17 protein-coding genes are annotated in these 19,716 nt (G+C 67.4%); 6 read left to right on the top strand and 11 right to left on the bottom strand.

Going from position 1 to position 19,716, the window contains the following annotated elements:
• Nucleotides 1-7 precede the first annotated feature (7 nt).
• Nucleotides 8-835 (top strand): META and DUF4377 domain-containing protein, encoded by an 828-nt coding sequence (locus ACZK4H_RS00520; RefSeq protein ID WP_099552516.1) that lies wholly within the window; start codon nucleotides 8-10, stop codon nucleotides 833-835.
• 142 nt (nucleotides 836-977) lie between these two features.
• Nucleotides 978-1,445: an META domain-containing protein gene (locus ACZK4H_RS00515; protein ID WP_099552517.1), complete on the top strand. Its 468-nt coding sequence runs from the start codon at nucleotides 978-980 to the stop codon at nucleotides 1,443-1,445.
• An 85-nt stretch (nucleotides 1,446-1,530) separates the two neighbouring features.
• Here ACZK4H_RS00515 and ACZK4H_RS00510 read toward each other — a convergent pair whose 3' ends face one another.
• The 9 genes from ACZK4H_RS00510 to ACZK4H_RS00470 form a co-directional block, all read right to left on the bottom strand.
• On the bottom strand, nucleotides 1,531-2,142 hold the full coding sequence (locus ACZK4H_RS00510; protein ID WP_099552518.1) for a YbhB/YbcL family Raf kinase inhibitor-like protein: 612 nt from the start codon (nucleotides 2,140-2,142) through the stop codon (nucleotides 1,531-1,533).
• Between the two features lie 10 nt (nucleotides 2,143-2,152).
• Nucleotides 2,153-4,222, bottom strand: a complete 2,070-nt coding sequence (locus tag ACZK4H_RS00505; protein WP_099552519.1) for a tetratricopeptide repeat protein — start codon at nucleotides 4,220-4,222, stop codon at nucleotides 2,153-2,155.
• A gap of 56 nt (nucleotides 4,223-4,278) precedes the next feature.
• Nucleotides 4,279-5,268, bottom strand: coding sequence for a YheT family hydrolase (locus tag ACZK4H_RS00500; protein ID WP_197577849.1), 990 nt, complete (start codon nucleotides 5,266-5,268; stop codon nucleotides 4,279-4,281).
• A gap of 52 nt (nucleotides 5,269-5,320) precedes the next feature.
• Nucleotides 5,321-6,112 (bottom strand): lysophospholipid acyltransferase family protein, encoded by a 792-nt coding sequence (locus tag ACZK4H_RS00495; protein WP_099552521.1) that lies wholly within the window; start codon nucleotides 6,110-6,112, stop codon nucleotides 5,321-5,323.
• 119 nt (nucleotides 6,113-6,231) lie between these two features.
• Nucleotides 6,232-6,666 carry a hotdog fold thioesterase gene (locus tag ACZK4H_RS00490; RefSeq protein WP_099552522.1) on the bottom strand — a complete coding sequence of 145 codons (435 nt, stop codon included), beginning with the start codon at nucleotides 6,664-6,666 and terminating at the stop codon, nucleotides 6,232-6,234.
• 10 nt (nucleotides 6,667-6,676) lie between these two features.
• Nucleotides 6,677-8,728, bottom strand: a complete 2,052-nt coding sequence (locus ACZK4H_RS00485; RefSeq protein WP_099552523.1) for a phospholipase D family protein — start codon at nucleotides 8,726-8,728, stop codon at nucleotides 6,677-6,679.
• Nucleotides 8,725-9,342 (bottom strand): YceI family protein, encoded by a 618-nt coding sequence (locus ACZK4H_RS00480; protein ID WP_099552524.1) that lies wholly within the window; start codon nucleotides 9,340-9,342, stop codon nucleotides 8,725-8,727. Before ACZK4H_RS00480 ends, ACZK4H_RS00485 begins: the two co-directional genes overlap by 4 nt.
• A 4-nt stretch (nucleotides 9,343-9,346) precedes the next feature.
• Nucleotides 9,347-9,823, bottom strand: coding sequence for a SixA phosphatase family protein (locus ACZK4H_RS00475; RefSeq protein ID WP_005407539.1), 477 nt, complete (start codon nucleotides 9,821-9,823; stop codon nucleotides 9,347-9,349).
• Nucleotides 9,824-9,872: 49 nt separating this feature from the next.
• The gene (locus ACZK4H_RS00470) at nucleotides 9,873-10,502 is read right to left on the bottom strand and encodes a ParA family protein (RefSeq protein ID WP_049446080.1); all 630 of its coding nucleotides are present in this window, start codon (nucleotides 10,500-10,502) and stop codon (nucleotides 9,873-9,875) included.
• A gap of 123 nt (nucleotides 10,503-10,625) precedes the next feature.
• On the opposite strand from ACZK4H_RS00470, the gene ACZK4H_RS00465 reads away from it, so the two are divergent.
• On the top strand, nucleotides 10,626-12,110 hold the full coding sequence (locus ACZK4H_RS00465) for an AAA family ATPase (RefSeq protein ID WP_099552525.1): 1,485 nt from the start codon (nucleotides 10,626-10,628) through the stop codon (nucleotides 12,108-12,110).
• Between the two features lie 588 nt (nucleotides 12,111-12,698).
• Here ACZK4H_RS00465 and ACZK4H_RS00460 read toward each other — a convergent pair.
• Nucleotides 12,699-13,334 (bottom strand): tetratricopeptide repeat protein, encoded by a 636-nt coding sequence (locus ACZK4H_RS00460; RefSeq protein WP_099552526.1) that lies wholly within the window; start codon nucleotides 13,332-13,334, stop codon nucleotides 12,699-12,701.
• Between the two features lie 172 nt (nucleotides 13,335-13,506).
• Here ACZK4H_RS00460 and ACZK4H_RS00455 point away from each other — a divergent pair, with 172 nt between their 5' ends.
• The 3 genes from ACZK4H_RS00455 (at nucleotide 13,507) to ACZK4H_RS00445 (ending at nucleotide 18,938) form a co-directional block, all read left to right on the top strand.
• Nucleotides 13,507-17,193, top strand: coding sequence for an indolepyruvate ferredoxin oxidoreductase family protein (locus ACZK4H_RS00455; RefSeq protein WP_099552527.1), 3,687 nt, complete (start codon nucleotides 13,507-13,509; stop codon nucleotides 17,191-17,193).
• A gap of 161 nt (nucleotides 17,194-17,354) precedes the next feature.
• The gene (locus ACZK4H_RS00450; protein ID WP_099552530.1) at nucleotides 17,355-17,612 is read left to right on the top strand and encodes a helix-turn-helix domain-containing protein; all 258 of its coding nucleotides are present in this window, start codon (nucleotides 17,355-17,357) and stop codon (nucleotides 17,610-17,612) included.
• Nucleotides 17,613-17,615: 3 nt separating this feature from the next.
• On the top strand, nucleotides 17,616-18,938 hold the full coding sequence (locus tag ACZK4H_RS00445) for a type II toxin-antitoxin system HipA family toxin (RefSeq protein ID WP_099552528.1): 1,323 nt from the start codon (nucleotides 17,616-17,618) through the stop codon (nucleotides 18,936-18,938).
• Here ACZK4H_RS00445 and ACZK4H_RS00440 read toward each other — a convergent pair whose 3' ends face one another.
• Nucleotides 18,939-19,553 (bottom strand): DUF938 domain-containing protein, encoded by a 615-nt coding sequence (locus ACZK4H_RS00440; protein ID WP_099552529.1) that lies wholly within the window; start codon nucleotides 19,551-19,553, stop codon nucleotides 18,939-18,941. It abuts the gene before it with no gap.
• Between the last annotated feature and the right edge of the window lie 163 nt (nucleotides 19,554-19,716).

Raw genomic sequence — 19,716 nt, 5'->3', positions numbered from 1 at the left:
AATCACCATGAACCGCAAGCTCACCCTGCTCCTCCCGCTGGCCCTGATGGCCGCCTGCAGCCAGACCCCGGCCCCGGCCGGCACCGGTGGCGACGACGTGGCCCCGGCCGCGGCCAAGGCAGCAGACCAGCAGACGCTGGCGCACCTGGACGCGCAGCGCCTGCAGAGCCAGCACTGGCTGCTGCAGCAGGCCACCGGCGCCGACGGCAAGCGCATCGACGCGCTGTTCGCCCGCGAAGACAAGCCGGTCACCCTGGACTTCGCTGATGGCCGCCTGTCGGTCAGCAACGCCTGCAACCACATGGGTGGCGGCTACACCCTGGCCGACGGCAAGCTGACGGTCAGTGCGATGGCCTCGACCATGATGGCCTGCACCGACAAGGCGCTGATGGCGCTGGACGAAGCCGTGTCGAGCCGCCTGCAGGGCGAGCTGAAGGCCGAACAGGACGCCGACGGCAAGCTGACCCTGACCAACGCCAAGGGCGACAAGCTGGTCTTCAATCCGGAACCGACCGCTGAAACCCGCTACGGCGGCGCCGGCGAAACCGTGTTCCTGGAAGTGGCCGCCAAGACCGAGAAGTGCTCGCACCCGCTGATCCCGGACTACCAGTGCCTGCAGGTGCGTGAGGTCAAGTTCGACGACAAGGGCCTGAAGCAGGGTGAGCCGGGCAAGTTCGAGAACTTCTACGGCAACATCGAGGGCTACACCCACGAAGACGGCGTGCGCAACGTGGTGCGCGTAAAGCGCTACGAGGTGAAGAACCCGCCGGCCGATGCGCCGTCGCAGGCGTACGTGCTGGACATGGTGGTCGAGTCGGCCATCGAGAAGAAATAAAACGATGGAAGGGCGGCCGAGAGGCCGCCCTTCTTCATGGTCGGTAGAGTCGGCCGCTGGCCGGCTGCCCTGCGGGGCACCGCCAACACACGGATGTTGCCGGCCAGCGGCCGGCACTACCCGGATGCATCGGGAGATTGGCATGAAGCACGTCCCCGTCCTCATCATTGCTGCGCTGCTGGCCATGTCCGCGGATGTGGCCGCTGCCAGCACGCCCGGTACCGATCGGCTCGAAACACGCCTGTGGCAACTGGCGCGCGCCACAGATGCGCAGGGCCGGCGCATCGATGCCTTGTTCGTCCGCGGCCACGCGCCCTATACGCTGCGCTTCCAGCCCGGTTACATGAGCGAATTGAACCTCTGCAACCACGTCAGCAACGAGTACCGGCTGCAGGGCAACCTGCTGATCCTGCGCAACGGCGTGCAGACCACGGCCCAGTGCATCGATCAGAGCATGACCATGCAGCAGGAACGCGCGGGAATGCTGATGCGCGGTGGACATTCGGCGCCGACGCTTGCGTTGGATGACCACGGCGTGCTGGTGCTGCGCAATGCGCAGGGCGACATCGCGGTGTTCGAACCGGTGGCGCTGCAAGCGGATGGAAGGTAGAGCCGGCCGCTGGCCGGCATCTTCCCTGTGTTGCCGCCATTGCCTGCAGCAGCCGGCCAGCGGCCGGCTCTATCCGGTGTGCTGCTCAGCCCAGCGCCGGGTTCAACGTGTAGGTGCCGTGCAGTGCGGCTTCGGCCAGCACGTGGCCGTGCATGGCGCGGTACGCATCGGCGGCGGTGAAGCGCTGCGGCAGGTCCAGTGACGCCACGTCCAGCGCGAATACCCGGAAGAAGTAGCGGTGCATGCGCTCGTCGTTGAACGGCGGATACGGGCCGTCATAGCCCAGGTAATCACCGGCCATGTCCGGGTTGCCCGCGAACCAGCCGGTGAAGTCGTTCAGACCCTGGCGGCTGCCGGCCGGGCCGGCGGGTGCGGGCTTGCCCTTCACCACGAAGCCGTCGCTGCAGCTGCCAGCGGCGATCTCCTGCACCGTGGCCGGGATATCGGCCATCACCCAATGCACGAAATCGCAGCGCGGCTGGTCGCGCGGCACGCTCATGTCGCTGCGGCCAACCGTCTCCGGCACGGTCGGTACGTCCGGGTCCACGCACACCAGCAGGAACGAACGGGTGCCGGCCGGCGCCCCGCTCCAGGCCAGGTGCGGGTTGCGGTCCGGGGCGAAACCGCTTGCGTCGCCCGCGGCGAACTCACGATCAATCGGTGCGCCGTTGGTCAGGCTGTGGCTGGTCAACTGCATCGGACTCTCCTCACTCTTCCGGGTAACCCAGGCGCACCGCAACCGGGGTGAGCTGGGCGAAGGCGGCGCTCATCACGTCGCGGTAGTTGCGCCAATGACCGGCAGGCAGGCGCGGGGCTCCCAGCTGTGCCGCCGGCGGCATCGGCCGCTCGAACAGGCGACCCAGCAGTTCGGCCATCGCCTGCGGATCATTGCCGATCTGGTCGATGCGCAGCAGCACGTGCGGGTACAGGTCGTCCTCATGCAGCGTGGCGATCTGGTTCAGCGCGCGGGTCAGCCATTCACTGGCTTCGGCCAACGACGTCATCGCCAGCGGCGCGGCGGCACCGTAGGCCACCCAGTCCAGCAGCATGTCGCGCGGGTCGCGCAGCACCAGCACCAGGCGGCCCTGTGGCAGCTGCGGGCGCAGCGCCCACAGCAGCGCGTTATCCCACCACAGCAGCCAGTCGATCACGGTGTCGCTCTGCAGGCCACGTGCCGGCAGCTGTTCACGCCAGCGCTGCACCAGCCGCTCCGGCGTCAGCACGCCCGAGGCCAGGTCCTGCAGCGTGTTGTAGTTCTGGAACGCGTCATCGGGCGGCGTGTTGGTGTAGCGGTCGCTGCGCAGCACCGGGCTGGCAGCAGCCAGGCCGGTTGCCACGCGCTCCACGCCCGAACCCGGCGCGCCCCAGAGGAAGATCGGCGCGGAGCTGGCATCGCCGTCGATGCTGCCCTTGTCCGGCCAGCTCGGCGGGGACTTGGCCTGCGGCGGCAGTGGCAAGCGCTGCGACGCCTGGTCGGCCTGCAGCGACAGCCACGTGCGCAGCGCGTCCTGCGGCTGCCCGGCGCGGTCCTGGATCTCGCCCATCCACGTCCGCAGGTCGGCACGATGGTCTTCCGGCGCCAGCTCGATCAGCGCCTGCACGCGGGCCACGGCGGCGGCGGGATCGCGCTGCAGCAGGCCTTCGACCAGGCGGGTCTCGCCGCTGACGCGGCCCGGTTCCAGGCTGACGATGCGTTCGGCGATCGCTTCGGCCTGAGCGTGTTCGCCGACCATGTCATGCAGGCGCAGGCGCGCCTCCAGGGCCGGCAGATGCGCGGGCATCGCCGCCATCCAGCGCTCGACCGCGGTCACGGCGCTTTCGCTGCCCACCTGCTCGATGGCCAGGCGTGCCAGCCACACGTCGTGCAGCTGGTCATTGGCATCCAGTACCGCATCCAGGCGTGCACGTGCTTCATCCTCTCGCCCCAGGCGCTGCCATGACATCAGCAGCAGCTGCAGCACCTGGCGGTCTTCCGGCTGCGTCTCCAGCAGCGGCAGCAGGTAGTCCAGGGCCTGCAGCGGCTGGCCATTGCGCAGCGACAATTCACCCGCCAGGCGGCGCATCGACGGTACGTCCATCTCCGGCTGCTGCAGCGCCACCTGCATCGCTTCGGCGGCGGCCGGCACGTTGCCCTGGCGCAGTGCCAGCTGCACCACCAGGCCGTGCAGCGAGGACAGCGACGGATTGAGTTCCAGCACGCGGCGGAACGACTGCTCTGCAAACGCCAGCATGTCCTTGCCCAGGTAGGCGAAGCCCAGCGCGTACAGCACGCGGGTATCGTCCGGCAGTGCCTTGCTGGCAGCCGACAGCAGCGCCAGTGCGCGGTCGGCATCACCGCGGCGCAGTGCAACCATGCCGTCGATGGTCAGCAGCTCCGGATGGTCCGGCTCCACGCGCGCGGCCAGGGTCGAGATGCGCTGCGCTTCGTCGAAGTCATTGCGGCCGATCGCCAGGTGCGCCTGCATCAGATAGGCGGAGAACGAGTTCGGATCGAGGCCGGTGGTGCGCACCAGTGCTTCGTCGGCACCCTCGAACTGGCGCAGTGCCAGCAGCAGGCCGGCATGCTGCAGGTGCAGCTGGGCGTCGTCCGGGGCCAGCCGCAGCGCCTGCTGCAGGGCCTCCATCGCCTCCTCGGCGTTGCCCTGCTGCTGCAGCGCAAGCGCCAGCCAGCGGTGGGCGTTGGCCTGGCCGGGTTCGTCATGGGTCCACGCCTGGGCCAGCTGCACGGCCTGGTCGGCCTGGTTCTGGCGCAACGCTTGGATGATCTGGTCTTGCATGGCAGTCCGGTTCAAGTGCAAACCCGCATTGTAGCGGGCTGCGCGCTGCCGCCGGTTCAGGCCCGCAGAACCCGCCGCAGGCGCTGCGCCACCCAGCGCTCGGAGAAACCGTCGCCACGCCAGTTCTCGATGAAACCGCAGTGGCCGCCCCAGCAGGCGGTTTCCAGGTGCGCCTGGCGCGGCAGCTGCCAGTTGTTGAAGGTGGCATATGGGATCACCGGGTCATCCTGCGCCATCAGGATGTCGGCCGGTACCTGCAGGGTCGACAGGCGATCGCCGGCAATCGAGTAGCCGTCGAAATAGGCCTGCAGCGAACCGAAGCTGGTGTGGCGCTCGACCAGCCAGGCGGTCAGCGCGCGGATGTCCAGCTTCAGCACGCGGTCGTCGCAGTCGCTCAGCTCGGGGAACAGGTCGCGCTTGCGGCGCAGCGAACCGGCCCACTTGCGGCGGAAGTACCAGTCGTACATCGCCGGTCCGTTCTCGATGCTTTCCATGGTCAGCGCCGGGTCCAGCACCGGGCACACCGAGGCCACGCGCTGCAGCGGCACGCCGGCGGCCGGTGCACGCAGGGCCAGGCGCAGCACGAAGTTGCCGCCCAGCGAGTAGCCGGCGGCCACCAGCGGCAGCTGCGGCCAGCGCTGGGCGACGTCACCCGCGACATGCACCACTTCGTCGATCAGGTTGGAGTGGAAGATGCCGGGGTTGAGGTGATGGGTGTTGCCGTGGTCGCGGAAGTTCAGTCGCACCACGTCGAAGCCCTGTTCCAGCATGCGCGCGGCCGCCATCCGCATGTAGCTGGATTCGGCACTGCCTTCCCAGCCATGCAGCAGCAGCGCGATGCCCTTTGGCTCCCGGCCTTCGACATGGCTGTGCCAGCCCTGCAGGCGAACGCCATCGCCGCCATCCAGGATCAGCTCCTCGCTGACCGCACCGGTGGCGGCCAGCAGCAGCAGGCCACGCTGGAGGCGCATGCGACTGGAGCTGAGCATCGACTGCAGGTGGGGATTGCGCAGCCAGCGCGGTGGCTGGTAGTCAGCCGCATGCAGCGTCGGCGTACCGGCGTCCAGGACAGGTGGCGGAATCAGGGCCACCGCAGCCTCACCCGGTGCTCATGGCCGCCACGATGCGCGCGCGCGAGGTTTCCGCGATGCGCCGACGGCCTTCCAGGTCCTGTGCGCCGATCGGTGCCAGGAAGTGCACTTCCGCACGTCGCGCCGGCTCGCCGAGCAGGCGCAGGAAATTGGCGAAAAAGCTTTCGTTCGGGCCGAACGCGACGATGGTCTGCGCGTCGCCCTTCACCCCGTATACCAGTGCCACCGGCTGCACCGGCACGCCGGTCTCGACCGCGGCCTGGAAGATGCGGGCGTGGAACGGGCCCACTTCGTGACCGCCGCGGGTCCGCCCTTCCGGGAACACGCCCACGGCCTTGCCCTCGCGCAGGCGGTCGGCCATCACCTGCATCACGCCACCGAGCGATTCGGTGTTGCCTCGCTGGTGGAAGATGGTCTGGCCGCGCGCGGCAAGCCAACCCACCAGCGGCCAGCTGGCAATCTCGCGCTTGGCGACGAAGCCCATCATGCGCTGGCTGTGCAGGATGCAGATATCGACCCAGCTGACATGGTTGGCCACGAACAGCACGGCACCGGGCAGTGGCGCGCCGATCTGCGTCAGGCGGAAGCCGAAGATCCACATCAGCCCACCCTGCCACCAGTTGACCACCTTGGCGCCGAAGGTCGCCTCGCCCACGCGCAGCTCGCCCCACGGCGGAAGCATGCCGATCAGGATGAGCGGCAGGAACACGATGATGTGGACCAACAGCAGCGGTACGCGGTACAGGTAACGGCACACACGCGCCACGCCGCCACGGGGGGCCGGAGTGGGGGAAGTCATCCGCGCACGATACCGGAGGGCCGTCATCGCTGCCAGCCGATTTAGGCCATAACAGCCATCGACCGGGGCAATCGGCGGGGAACGCTGGGTTCCGCCGCCGTCAACGAGCCCCGCGGAGCTCAGCCGTGGCCGGCAGCCACCACCGCCAGGGTCAGCCGCGAGATGCATACCAGGCGGCCCTGCTCGTCCTCGATGCGGATCTCCCACAGCTGGGTGCTGCGGCCGACGTGCAGCGCGCGGGCGGTGCCGGTGACCGTGCCCGAGCGCACGGCGCGCACGTGGTTGGCGTTGATCTCCAGGCCCACGCAGATCTGCTTGCCGGTATCCACGCACAGGTTGCCGGCGCTGCTGCCCAGGGTCTCGGCCAGCACCACCGAGGCACCACCATGCAGGATGCCGTAGGGCTGGCGGGTGCGCTCATCCACCGGCATGGTGGCCTGCAGCCAGTCCTCGCCGGCGGCGCTGAAGACGATGCCCAGGGATTCAATCGCCGTGTCGCGGCTGAGCGCGTTGAGCTGCTCGATGGAAACGGCTTCGCGGAACACCTGGGTCATGCGGGTACCTTCAGAGGATGGGAACGAGACCGGCGCCGAATGCTGTCAGCATGCGCACCAGCAGCCACTTCGGGCCGACGTTGACTTCGGGGAAGTCGCCGACGGCGACGTAGCAGCGATGGAAATCAGGATCCTGCCGTGGCAGCGGCCGCGGGCACTCGGGGCCGGGCTTGAACTCGTAGTCGGTGGCGTAGCGCCACGGCCAGAAATCAAGGATGGGCAGCGCTTCGGAGGCCTTGCCGACGCTGTAGTTCAGCCCCGACAGCACCGGTGGCTTGGCCCGTGGCGCCACCGTCCAGGAGTTCTGCGGGTGGGTATCACGCAGGATGCTCTGCGCCAGTTCCTCGGCAAAAACAGGGTCATCGATGATCACCGCGCCTTCGGTGTTGTAGTTCTCGCTGCGCGGATCGAAGTTGTGGGTGCCGACCACGCCGATGCGGCGGTCGACCACCAGCGACTTGGCATGCAGGCCCATGCGCGCGCCCTTGCGGGTGACCGGCAACGGCTTGTTGACCGCCTTGCTGCCAAGGAACGACGGCCGCGTCTCGGTGCGCAACAGGCGCGTTTCCACCTCGCTGCCGGCGGCGCGACGGCGTGCGCGTGCGTTGTCGTAGGCACCATCGCTGTGGCGATGGTTCAACGGGCCCTGCTTGCTGCCAGCATCCGAACCACTGCTGCTGCCACTGCGTGCGTTGCTGCCGGCGGCACTGCCGCCGATCAGCGGATTGCGGTCGCCCTCGTCTTCACCCCCGGGGGCGGCGATCGGGTCCGGCAGCAGGTTGCGGTAGTCGACCGGCGCATCCAGCGGGAACGGCTTGTATTCGAAGATGTTGAAGCCCAGTTCGCGCATGTTGCGCCGCTTGTACTTGTACGACAGCGCATACACGATCGGGTTGTCGGTCGCCGCCAGGCTGTTGCTGGACACCACCACGCGGGGTGGCTGCGGGCGCTTGCGCAGTTCACGGAACAGCTTCTGCGCCGGCTTGGACAACACCAGGTACGGCGTCTGCAGGATCACTTCCTTCTGCGCACTGGCGATCAGCGCATCCAGCTGTGGCTCGGTCACATGCTGGCCGGCCAGCGGGGCATCGGCCTTCTCGCGGCGATGCTTGCGTGGCAGGTCGGCCACGTAGCGCACCGATGCCACCGGTAGCGCGGTATCCACGAAGGAACGGGTGACGAACTCGGTGTCGTTGGCTTCGGCGCTGACCCGCTGTACCCGTTCCGGGCGCCGGAAGGTGGCCGGTGGCAGCGTTGGCACGCCTTCGCGCAGCAGGGTGCGGCCCACGTCGTTGAGGCGCTCGGCCGGCACGCTGCGGTGGGCGCGCCAGAACGCGTCGAAGTTGGCCGCCATCGCACGTGCTTCGGGGCCGGCGATCAGCACATCGCGGTCGCGGAAGTTGTACTCACGGTCCCAGTCGTAATAATCGTCCTGGTAGTTGCGGCCACCGACCACGCCGATCGCATCGTCGATCACCAGCAGCTTGTTGTGCATGCGCTGGTTGAAGCGGCGGAAGCAGCACAGCACGCTGCCGGCATAGTCGAAGTAGTTCAGCCGGGCCTTGCCGAAGGTCGGGTTGTAGACCCGAAGCTGGAAATTCTGGTGGGCACCGGACAGGGCGCCGAGGATCTGCAGGTCGGAGATCGCCGAGAGCTGGTCGATCAGCAGCCGTACCTTCACCCCGCGGCGCGATGCGGCCAGCAGTTCGTCGATGACCAGGCGGGCGCTGTCGTCCTTGTCGAAGATGTAGGTCTGCAGGTCGATGCTGCGGGTGGCACTGCGCAGCAGGTTCAGGCGCGCCACCAGGGCGCCCTCGCCCTCATCGAGCAGGGTGGCGTAGTGGCGCGGTCGTTCCGGGGTGGATTCGGTGAACGCCCGGCCGGCCAGCGCACGCAGCGGCGAGTCCTGTGCACAGCGGTCGGGACGCTGGCAATCCACCACGGTCGAACGTGCCTGCACGGCGATTGCCTCGGCGCGGTCACGCTCGGCATTCGACAGCGATGCACAACCACTGCCCAGCAACACGGTTGCCAGCGCCAGTACACGCAGCAGGAGGTTCACGGTTTCGGCGCCTCGCTCAGGCGCGCACGCAGTACGAAAGTCACTCGGTCACTCAAGGCAAGCTGCCAGCTGTCCATGCCGTACCGGCCTCGCTGCACGGTACCGCGGCTGACGACGTCGCAATCATAGCCGGGTCGGGCACACTCCGCCTTCTCGACCTTCAGTGTCTCGGGGTGGCTGATCCCGCGCAGGGTCAGCCGGCCGTTGATGTCGCCACCGCTCTCCACGGTTTCCGGCCAGTACGGCAGCGAGTCGAACTCGACCACCGGATGGCGGCCGGCATCGAAGAACTCCTCGCCGCGCATCCAGCCGGTGTAGCGTGATTTGCCGGGAATCTCGACCGAGCGCGTGAACATCTTCAGGTGCACCTGGTGGCGGCCGTCGGAGAGGATCTCGATGCGCCCCTCGAAGTGCGGGAACAGGCCTTCGATACGCTGCCCGAAGCGTGTGCGCACCTCGAAGCCGATCTGCGAACGCTGGGTATCCAGGCGCATGACCCTGTGCGCCTCGGCGACCACCGGTGGCAGGGTGGTCGGCGTGGGCACGGCGGCCCAGGCCGGGCCAAGTGCCAGCAGCGCGGGCAGCAGATAGCGGCTGCGCCGCGCCAGGCTCATCGGATCACGGCCACCAGAATGCGTTCAGGCTGGCCACGCCCGGCTCGATCGAGGCCTCACGCGGGAAGCCGAGCACGGCGATCCCTGCCGGCGGCATGCCGCGGTAGTCGCTGCTGGTGCCCTCGGTCATCAACGCCACCAGCCGCTCCAGGCCCGGGTTGTGGCCGACGATCAGCACCCGGTCGAGATCACGGCGGTCGTCCACCAATGCCGCCAGGGTGCCGGGAGTGGCTTCGTAGATGCGGTCTTCCAGGCGCTTTTCCACGTAACCGATGGTGCCGAGCACGGCTTCCAGGGTTTCGCGGGTACGCCGCGCCGGTGAACACAGCACGCAGTCCGGCAGCAGGTTGTTTTCCTTCAGCCACTTGCCGGCGGCTTCGGCTTCAGCCAGCCCCACCGGCGACAACGGCCGGTCGAGGTCGGCCTGGCCGGGGGTAGCCGGTTCGGCATGGGCATGGCGCAGCAGTATCAATTCACGCATCGCGGGTTTCCATGAAGAAGAGGATGCAGCAGAAAGAGTGACGCAGGGATCAAAGCTTGAGCCAGGACAGCAGCGGCTCCCAGTCGGCCTGATGCTCGCGCACCTGGGCCGAGCGGTAGTCGAACAGGCTGCGGCCGAGGCCGGTCATGACCACATAGCTCTGGCTGTCACGCAGCTGCGCGACCACCGGGTACGGCCATTCGGCCAGCATCTGCAACGCCTGCTGCGAAGTCTGGGTCCAGGGCTTGGTGCGGTTCAGGACCAGCCCGACCGGCAGCTTGCGGCTGTGCACCCGCGGGTTCTGGGCCAGGCTGTTGAGGAAGCCGACGATGGCTTCGATGTCCAGCGCCGAGGGCAACACCGGCACCACCACCGCGTCGGCAGCGTCAAGGAAATGGGGGATATCGTCGGCCAACGCACCGGCCGGTGCATCGATGATGACGGTTTCGGTGCCGTCGGGCAGCTTCTGTGCCCACTGCTTCTTTCGATACACATCAATGGGAAGCACCGCGCTTTCCAGCCCGGCACGCCGTTGCGCCCAGCGGGTGCTGGAGCCCTGCGGGTCGGCATCGGCGATCACCGTGGCCTTGCCCTGCAATGCCGCGTACGCGGCCAGGTGGGTGGCGACGGTGGTCTTGCCCACCCCACCCTTGGAACCGGCCACCAGGATCGTCTTCATGCCAGCCTCGCTTCCGGGTACGTGCCCCGAGCGTACACCGGCGGTGGTGACGGGAGGTAGCACTGCGCTGAACCTGTGGCCATCGCCTTTGCTATCGTGGCGCCCCCGAAGGATCGAACCGGCATGAGCGAGCTGCAGGACCTGAGCGCACTGATCCGCGCCAACACCCCCCTGATCGTGATCGAGACCCAGGACGAGGGCCGCATCGTCGATCTGTTCCGGCAGACGCTGATGCACGTGTGGCGGGCGCTGCACCGCTGGTCGATCACCGAAGGCCTGCGCCGCATCGACCTGGACAGCGAAGATCCACCGGTCGGGCCGCCCGATGCCAGCGCGGCCCTGCAGATGATCCGCCAGGCCGAGCAGCGCGGGGTCTACCTGCTCCTCGATTTCCACCCCTACCTGGGCTATGCCAGCCACCAGCGCGCCCTGCGCGACCTGATCCAGCGCCGCCACAGCGAACCGCACGTGCTGGTTCTGATCGGCGCCAAGGTCGAACTGCCGGCCGAGCTGGAAGCGCTGGCGGTACGCTTCAACCCGCGCCTGCCCGACGCCAACGCCCTGCTGAAGATGCTGCGCGAAGAGGCCGATGCCTACGCCCGCGAGCATGGCGGCCGCCGGGTGGAAGTGGACAGCGAAGCGGTCAAGAAGATCCTGAAGAATCTGCAGGGGCTGAGCCTGGTCGATGCCCGGCGCATCGCGCGCCAGCTGATCTACGCCGATGGCGCGCTGCGCGATGACGACCTGCCGCAGCTGGCACGGCTGAAGTTCGAGCTGCTCAACCGCAGCGGCCACCTGTTCTTCGAGCATGACAGCGCGCGCTTCGGCGACGTGGCCGGCGCCAACCGGCTCAAGCGCTGGATCAACCAGCGGCGTGTGGCGTTCATCGCTGGCTCGGCACCGGCCGGGCTGGACCCGCCGCGCGGCATGTTGCTGCTGGGCGTACAGGGCTGCGGCAAATCGATGCTGGCCAAGGCCACCGCTGCCGGCTTTGGTGTGCCGCTGCTGCGCCTGGACGTCGGCGCGCTGTACAACAAGTACCACGGCGAGACCGAGGCCAACCTGCGCCAGGCCCTGGCCTCGGCCGAGCAGCTGGCGCCCTGCGTGCTGTGGATGGACGAAATCGAGAAGGGCCTGGCCAGCGGTGGCAAAGACGGCGGCGTGTCGCGCCGCGTGCTCGGCCATCTGCTGACCTGGATGGCCGAGCGCAAGGCACCGGTGTTCATTGTGGCCACTGCCAACCAGGTACATGAGCTGCCTGCCGAACTGCTGCGCAAGGGCCGTTTCGACGAGATCTTCTTCGTCGACCTGCCCTCGCCTGAAGTGCGCGTGGAGCTGCTGCGGCTGCACCTGGGCCGGCGCCAGCTCAACGCCGACGACTTCGCACTGCCCGCGCTGGCGGCTGCCGCCAACGGGTTCTCCGGTGCCGAGATCGAGCAGGCGATCGTGGCCGGGCTGTATGCGGCGCATGCCGAGGGCCGGCCACTGGATACCGAGCTGCTGATGAACGAGATCCGTGCGACGCGACCGCTGTCGGTACTGATGGCCGAGCAGGTCGAGGCGCTGCGGGCGTGGGCGTCGGGGCGGACGGTGTCCGCGGACGACTGAGCGGTTTCCAGCGAACGGCGCAGCCCCTCGTGGCGGCTGGTTGGCTGTGAACATCAAAAGCCGCGCTTGGCCGGGCGGGATGGATTCGCGGGGGACGCCGTGAACCCGTCCATGGGGGCTTGGCCGCGGCATCCATGCCGCGGACACCCCCGCGATCCCACCCCGCCCGGCCTCTGACAATTTCCGACTGCGTCCGCCACGGAAAAGAAAGAAGAAAAGCAGAAGCAAAAGCAAAATCGCTTGGCTGGCCGCTCTTTGTAGAGCCGAGCCCACGCTCGGCTGCCTTTCGATCAGATATCGAATAGTCGATTCCGATGCAGATTCATCCACGCATGGCGTGGATCTACCGTGTCGACCAAGGTCGACACCTACCAACAGCAGCGTCGAACCGTCAGAGGTGGGGCGGTGTGGGTTGGCAGGACCGTTGGCGCCATGGATGGCGCCATCGAGCCCCCAGGGACGGGTTTACGGCGTGTCCTGCCAACCCACACCGCCCCGCCATCCCGCAGATTGCCCGCTGTTGCTCCGGCTGTTGCTTCGGCCGTTGCCTCTGCGGGTGCCGGGTGCAACCCGGCCGGACCCCCTCCCTCAGGGCCAGGCAGGCGGTGCGGCCACCCACGCCTGCTGCACTTCGGCCAACGACGCACGCTCGTCCTCGCGCCATTGCGGCAGCAGCTGCGCGTAGTTGGCGCTGGCGCTCCATTGCGACGGCTCGGTGCGCACCGCTGCGGCATACCACTGCACCGCTTCCTGTTTCTGCCCCATCCGCCACAGCGCCAGTGCATAGGTCGGTGGCACCCAGCTGGGCTTGCTGCGCGCATTGCCGGCCGATGACAGCCATTGCTCCAGCGCTGCCTCCGGCTTGCCCTGGCGCAGCAGGTCCCAGCCATAGTTCCAGCGCACGCTGCGGCCCGCGCTGCTCTGTGCCGGCGCCTCCTTCAAAGCCTCGCCGTACAGCTGGTCGGCCAGCTCGGCACGGCCCTGGGTGCTGGCCAACGAAGCCAGCTGCACGGTGGCTTCCACCGCGCGCCGGCCGCGCTCGCGCAGCCTCACCAGCTGGCTGACCAGCTCATCGCCCTCGCCCTGCATCGCCACCATCGGTGCCGCCGCCAGGTCGCTGTCGAAGTAGAACTCCTGTGGTGCCGGCATGGCCGGCGCGGCCCACGCCGTGGCCGCTCCCGAGGCCAGCAGCACGCTGGCCAGGATCTTTCCTGGAACTGACATCCCTTCTCCCCAGGCTGCACAACCGCAGCCTCCCTCTCTCGCCTCCGATCCTAACCCCAGCAGCGGCGCGGGCGCGAGTGCCGGGACCACCACGGCCCCGCTGCTACAATTCGCGCCTTTCCCGCCGCGTGCCCGCACGCGGCCGGTGCCAGCCGATCCTACCGGGCCAGCCATGACCAGTACCGCGCAACTCACTTCGCCCTCTTCCGCCGACCTGCTCGACCGTGATTACACGCTCGACCACAAGTACACCCGCAGTGAGGGGCGGATCTACCTGAGTGGCGTGCAGGCGCTGGTGCGGCTGCCGCTGATGCAGCGCCTGCGCGACGCCGCCGAAGGCATCGACAGCGCCGGCTTCGTCAGCGGCTACCGTGGCAGCCCGCTGGGTGGCTTCGACCTGGAACTGTGGCGCGCGCGCAAGCATCTTGAAGCAGCCAAGGTGAAGTTCACCCCGGGCCTGAACGAGGACCTGGGCGCCACCATGGTCTGGGGCACGCAGCAGACCAACCTGTTCCCCGGCGCCAACGTGCAGGGCGTGTTCGGCATGTGGTACGGCAAGGGCCCGGGCGTGGACCGCTGCGGCGATGTGTTCAAGCATGCCAATGCTGCGGGTACCTCGCGCTACGGCGGCGTGCTGGCGCTGGCCGCCGATGACCATGCCTGCCGCAGTTCGACCCTGCCGCATGGCAGCGAGGACGAGTTCGTCAGCGCGATGATGCCGGTGCTGAACCCGGCCGGCGTGCAGGACATCCTGGACATGGGCCTGCTCGGCTGGGCCATGAGCCGCTATACCGGCCGCTGGGTCGGCTTCAAGACCATTGCCGAGACGGTGGAGTCGTCGGCCTCGGTCGAGGTCGATCCGATGGCGCGCCGCATCGTGCTGCCGGAAGACTTCGAGATGCCGTCGGCTGGCCTCAACATCCGCTGGCCGGACCCGCCGCTGGACCAGGAAATGCGCCTGCACCGCTATGCGGTGAAAGCCGCGCAGGCGTTTGCCCGCGCCAACGGCATCGACAAGGTGGTGATGGATGCGCCGCGCGCGCGGCTGGGCATCGTCACCACCGGCAAGAGCTATCTGGATGTGCTGCAGGCGCTGGAATACCTGGGCCTGGATGAAGCCGCATGCGCCGACATCGGCATCCGCGTGTACAAGGTCGGTATGACCTGGCCGCTGGAACCGCAGGGTATCGCACGCTTCGCGCAGGGTCTGGAAGACATCATCGTGGTGGAGGAGAAGCGCGCCTTCATCGAGCGCCAGATGAAGGAACAGTTCTTCAACTGGCCGGCCAGCTGGGGCCAGCGCCCGTCCATCGTCGGCAAGTACGACGAGAGCGGCGAATGGATCCTGCCGTCCACCGGTGAACTGACCCCGGCCACCATCGCCGGCGTGATCGGCCGCCGCATCCAGAAGTTCTTCAACAACGAGTCGATCGAGCAGCGCCTGCAGTGGATGCAGGAGAAGGAAGCCGAGCTTGCATTGCCGCGCGCCAGCTTCCCGCGCGTGCCGCACTACTGCTCCGGCTGCCCGCACAACACCTCCACCCAGGTGCCGGAAGGCTCGCGTGCGCTGGCCGGCATCGGTTGCCATTACATGGTGACCTGGATGGACCGCAGCACCGACACCTTCACCCACATGGGCGGCGAAGGCGTGACCTGGGCCGGGCAGGCGCCGTTCACCGACACCCCGCACGTATTCCAGAACCTGGGTGACGGCACCTATTTCCACAGCGGCTCGCTGGCGATCCGCCAGGCGGTCGCGGCTGGCGTCAACATCACCTACAAGATCCTCTACAACGATGCGGTGGCGATGACCGGCGGCCAGCCGGTGGACGGCCCGCTGAGCGTGCCCGACATCGCCAGGCAGATGCGCGCCGAAGGCATCCACACCATCGTGGTGCTGTCGGACAACATCGGCAAGTGGACCGGCCAGCGCGAACACTTCCCCAGCGACGTGGAGTTCCATGACCGCAGCGAGCTGGAGGAGGTGCAGAAGCGCCTGCGCGAAGTGAAGGGTGTTTCGATCCTGATCTACGAACAGACCTGCGCCACCGAGAAGCGCCGCCGCCGCAAGCGCGGCAAGCTGGAAGACCCGCAGAAGCGCGTGCTGATCAATTCACTGGTCTGCGAAGGCTGCGGCGACTGCGGCAAGAAGAGCTTCTGCGTGTCGGTGCTGCCGAAGGAAACCGAGTTCGGGCGCAAGCGCGAGATCGACCAGTCCAACTGCAACAAGGACTATTCCTGCGTGAATGGCTTCTGCCCGAGCTTCGTCACCGTGCACGGTGGCCAGCCGCGCAAGGGCAGCAAGCGCGATGCCTCCACCCTGCTGGACAACCTGCCGGCACCGACCATCCGCGGCACCCTGGAACAGCCCTGGAACATCCTGATCACCGGCGTCGGCGGTACCGGCGTGGTGACCATCGGCGCGCTGCTGGGCATGGCCGGTCACCTGGAAGGCAAGGGTGCGACCGTGCTGGACCAGACCGGCCTGGCGCAGAAGGGTGGCGCGGTGACCACGCACATCCGCATCGCCCGCCGCCCGGATGACATCCACGCCGTGCGCATCGCCGCCGGTGAGGCCGACCTGGTGCTGGGCTGCGACATGGTGGTAGTCAATGACTACTGGGCCCTGTCGAAGGTGCGCGCCGGACGTTCGCAGGTGGTGCTGAACACCTACGAAGCGATGCCGGGCACGTTCACCACCCGTCCGGACATGCAGTTCCCCGCCGCCGACATCGTCGCCGGTGTGCGCGTGGCCCTGGGCGGCCAGGAGCCGCTGCTGCTGGATGCTACCCAGCTGGCCACTGCGCTGCTGGGCGATGCCATCGCCGCCAACCTGTTCATCCTCGGCTACGCCTGGCAGCAGGGCCTGGTGCCGCTGTCGTTCGAATCGCTGATGCGCGCCATCGAGTTGAATGGCGCGGCCGTGGCGATGAACCAGCAGGCGTTCGCCTGGGGCCGCCTGGCCGCCGTCGATCCGCAGGCCGTGCAGCAGGCCGCCGGCCTGGTGCGCAACCGCCACACCGATACCGAATCCACCCCGGGCCCGCTGCACCCGCTGCCGCCGGGCGAGTGGGAAGGCAACGAATGGGGTGCAACTGCGGCACCGCGCAACACCGCTGACGAACGCGAGCTGCGCGGCCTGCCCTCGCATGGCGGCGACGTCGCCTTCCTGCCGCTGGACGACGCGCGCCTGTCGCGCTCGCTGGATGAAATGATCGAGCGCCGTGCCGCCTTCCTGGTCGAATACCAGGATGCCGCCTACGCCAAGCGTTACCGTGATCTGGTGGCACGCGTACGCGCCACCGAGGCCGATCGCATCGGCGGTTCCACCGCGCTGACCGAGACTGTGGCCCGCTACCTGTTCAAGCTGATGGCCTACAAGGACGAGTACGAAGTGGCGCGCCTGTACACCAGCGGCGACTTCCAGCGCCGCCTGCAACAGCAGTTCGAGGGCGACTACCAGCTGCGCTTCCACCTGGCGCCGCCGCTGTTCGCGAAGAAGGACGAGCAGGGCCGGTTGCTGAAGAAGGAATACGGCCCGTGGATGTTCAAGGCCTTCGGCCTGCTGGCGAAGCTGAAGTTCCTGCGCGGCGGCCGCTTTGATGTGTTCGGCCGTACCGAGGAGCGCCGCATGGAGCGCAAGCTGATCGGCGACTACGAAGCCACCGTGCAGCTGCTGCTGGATGGCCTGGATGACGACCGCCTGGCGCTGGCGGTGGAGATTGCCAGCGTCCCCGAGCACATCCGCGGCTTCGGCCACGTCAAGGAAGCGCATTTCGCGCAGGCCAAGGCGCGCGAAGCCACGCTGCTGGCGCAGTGGCGCAACCCGAAGGCGCTGCACATCGTGCAGGTGGCTTGAAGCGGCGCGGCGCAACGGAAAGGCAACCTATAGGTTGCATAGTGAAATGGCAACCGAAAGGTTGCCTCCTCAACGGGAAAGCGATAGGTTGCTTGTCGTAAAGCAACCTATCCTTTGCGTACGCGTTGTCGTACGGTCATCTTTCCTTGGGGACTGCCGGTATGGACAGGCCGCTGCACACAGTGAGGACAGCCCAACAACTTACGCCCCTGATGCGTGCTTTCCGGCGCCAGGCGGGCCTGAGCCAGGCTCAGTTGGCGGAGCAACTCGGGATCAGCCGCCAAGCAGTGGGCGCGCTGGAACGCGACCCTGCGTCGGCAAGCTTTGAACGCCTGATGCGGGTCTGGGCTGTGCTGGGTCTGGAGGTCAGCCTTCAGCAACGAAGTCACCAGGAGAACACGTCGTCATTGGAGTGGTGAACCATGGGTACGCTGCGGGTCTGGATGAATGGTGTGGAGGTCGCACGTTGGGATGATGTCCGGAACGGGTCATCCCGGTTGTCGTACGTCAGCCAGTGGATCAGCTCGCCCCAATCCCGGCCGTTGTCGCTCTCGCTACCCCTGCTCCCAGATGGCGAGAGCCATCGGGGCAACGTCGTCAACGACTACTTCGATAACCTTCTTCCCGATAACGTCACCATACGCAACCGGATCCGCGACCGGTTTGCCACGCGCGGTAGCGATACGTTCGATCTTCTTGAAGCCATTGGACGAGATTGTGTTGGCGCAGTGCAGCTGTTGCCGCCTGCGTATCCACCCGAAGACGTCCAGCAGATTACGTGCGAGGTGTTGGATGAAGCAGGTGTCGCTACGATCCTGCGTCAGGTAACGACAGGGAACCTGCCTGGCGCACCCAGCCGTGATGACGCATTCCGTATTTCCATCGCCGGTGCGCAGGAAAAAACCGGTCTTCTGCTGCATGCTGGCCAATGGTGCATTCCTACCGGCAGCACACCGTCCACGCACATCTTCAAGCTGCCGCTTGGCATCGTTGGCAACATGCGCGCAGACATGCATCAGTCCGTGGAGAATGAATGGCTGTGCATGCATCTGCTTTCCGCCTTTGATATCCCCGTGGCCGAGACGCAGATGGGTCGCTTCGACGACCAACGTGCCCTCATTGTCGAGCGGTTTGACCGTCGCCTGTCTGTCGACCGCCGGTGGTGGCTGCGACTGCCACAGGAAGACATGTGCCAGGTCTTTGGTCTGCCGGCTGCCAGAAAGTATGAATCCGATGGCGGCCCGGGCATCGTTCCGATCATGGATCTGCTTCGACAGTCCGAACACCCCGAGGATCGCGCGATCTTCTTCAAGACGCAGATTCTTTTCTGGATGTTGGCCGCAACCGACGGTCATGCCAAGAATTTCAGTGTTCACCTGGAAGCCGGTGGACGCTTCCGCCTGACGCCCGTCTACGACGTACTGTCGGTATATCCCATCCTCGGCAGGGGACCCAATCAACTCGATCCACGAAATGCACAGCTCGCCATGGCCGTACATGGCAAGAACCGCCACCGGAAACTGCACCTTGTGCGACGGCGGCACTGGAATGAAACCGCGCGCGCCTGCGGCGTTGCCGATGGTGCAGAACCATGGATCAAGACATTGATCGCGGCCGTCGAACCCGCCATCCAGCAGGTCACCCGTCAGCTCCCGGATGATTTCCCCTCAACCGTGTCCGAACCGATTTTCGACGGACTTCGTGCTGCGGCAGCACGCCTTTCCAGCATGGCCCCCGAGGCCTGATCACCCCAACCGCCACAGCAGCAAGCGGTTGTTGGCCGGCATCGCCACGTCGCGCAGGCGGGTGAAGCCGTTGTCCTCGGCCAGCGCCTGCACAGCTTCCACGTCGCGGATGCCGCTGCGCGGGTCACGCGCCTTCAGCCAGGCATCGAACTGCGCGTTGCTGTCGCTGGTGTAGCGGCCGCCGTAGTTGAACGGGCCGTAGACCGCCAGCAGCGCGCCGTGGCGCAGCAGCGGCGGCAGCGCGGCGAACAACGCCTGCACGTGCTCCCAGCCCATGATGTGCAGGGTATTGGCAGTGAACGCCGCATCGAAGGTGCTGCCCTCGGGCAGGGTCAGGCCCGGTGCCGGCGGCAGTTCCACCTGCAGCGCCACGGGCGGCAACAGGTTGAGCAGCGCCGCCTCCGCGCGCCAGGCCTCGATGCCGGGCAGGTGGTCCGGGTGGTCGCTGGGCTGCCAGCGCAGCCACGGCCAGCGCTCGGCGAAGAAGGCCGCGTGCTGGCCGGTGCCGCTGCCGATTTCCAGCAGCCGATGACGGTCGCCCATCCACGGGTCGAGTGCGGCGGCGATCGGTTCGCGGTTGCGCTCGCAGGCTTCTGAATACGGCTTGCTCGACATCAGGACGGGGTCCAGGCGGGGTCGGCCCCATTGTGCACGAGGGGGGTGTTCTGAGCAGGGCTGCGCCCTGCACCCGCAGAAGCCGGAGCAACGGCAACAGCCAAAGCAACAGCCAAAGCAACAGCAACAGCGGGCTTCCTGGGGGATGGCGGGGTGGGTCCGA

The sequence above is a fragment of the Stenotrophomonas sp. 78350_Sma genome (assembly GCF_056482105.1).
This window is presented reverse-complemented; position numbering and strand designations above follow the sequence as displayed.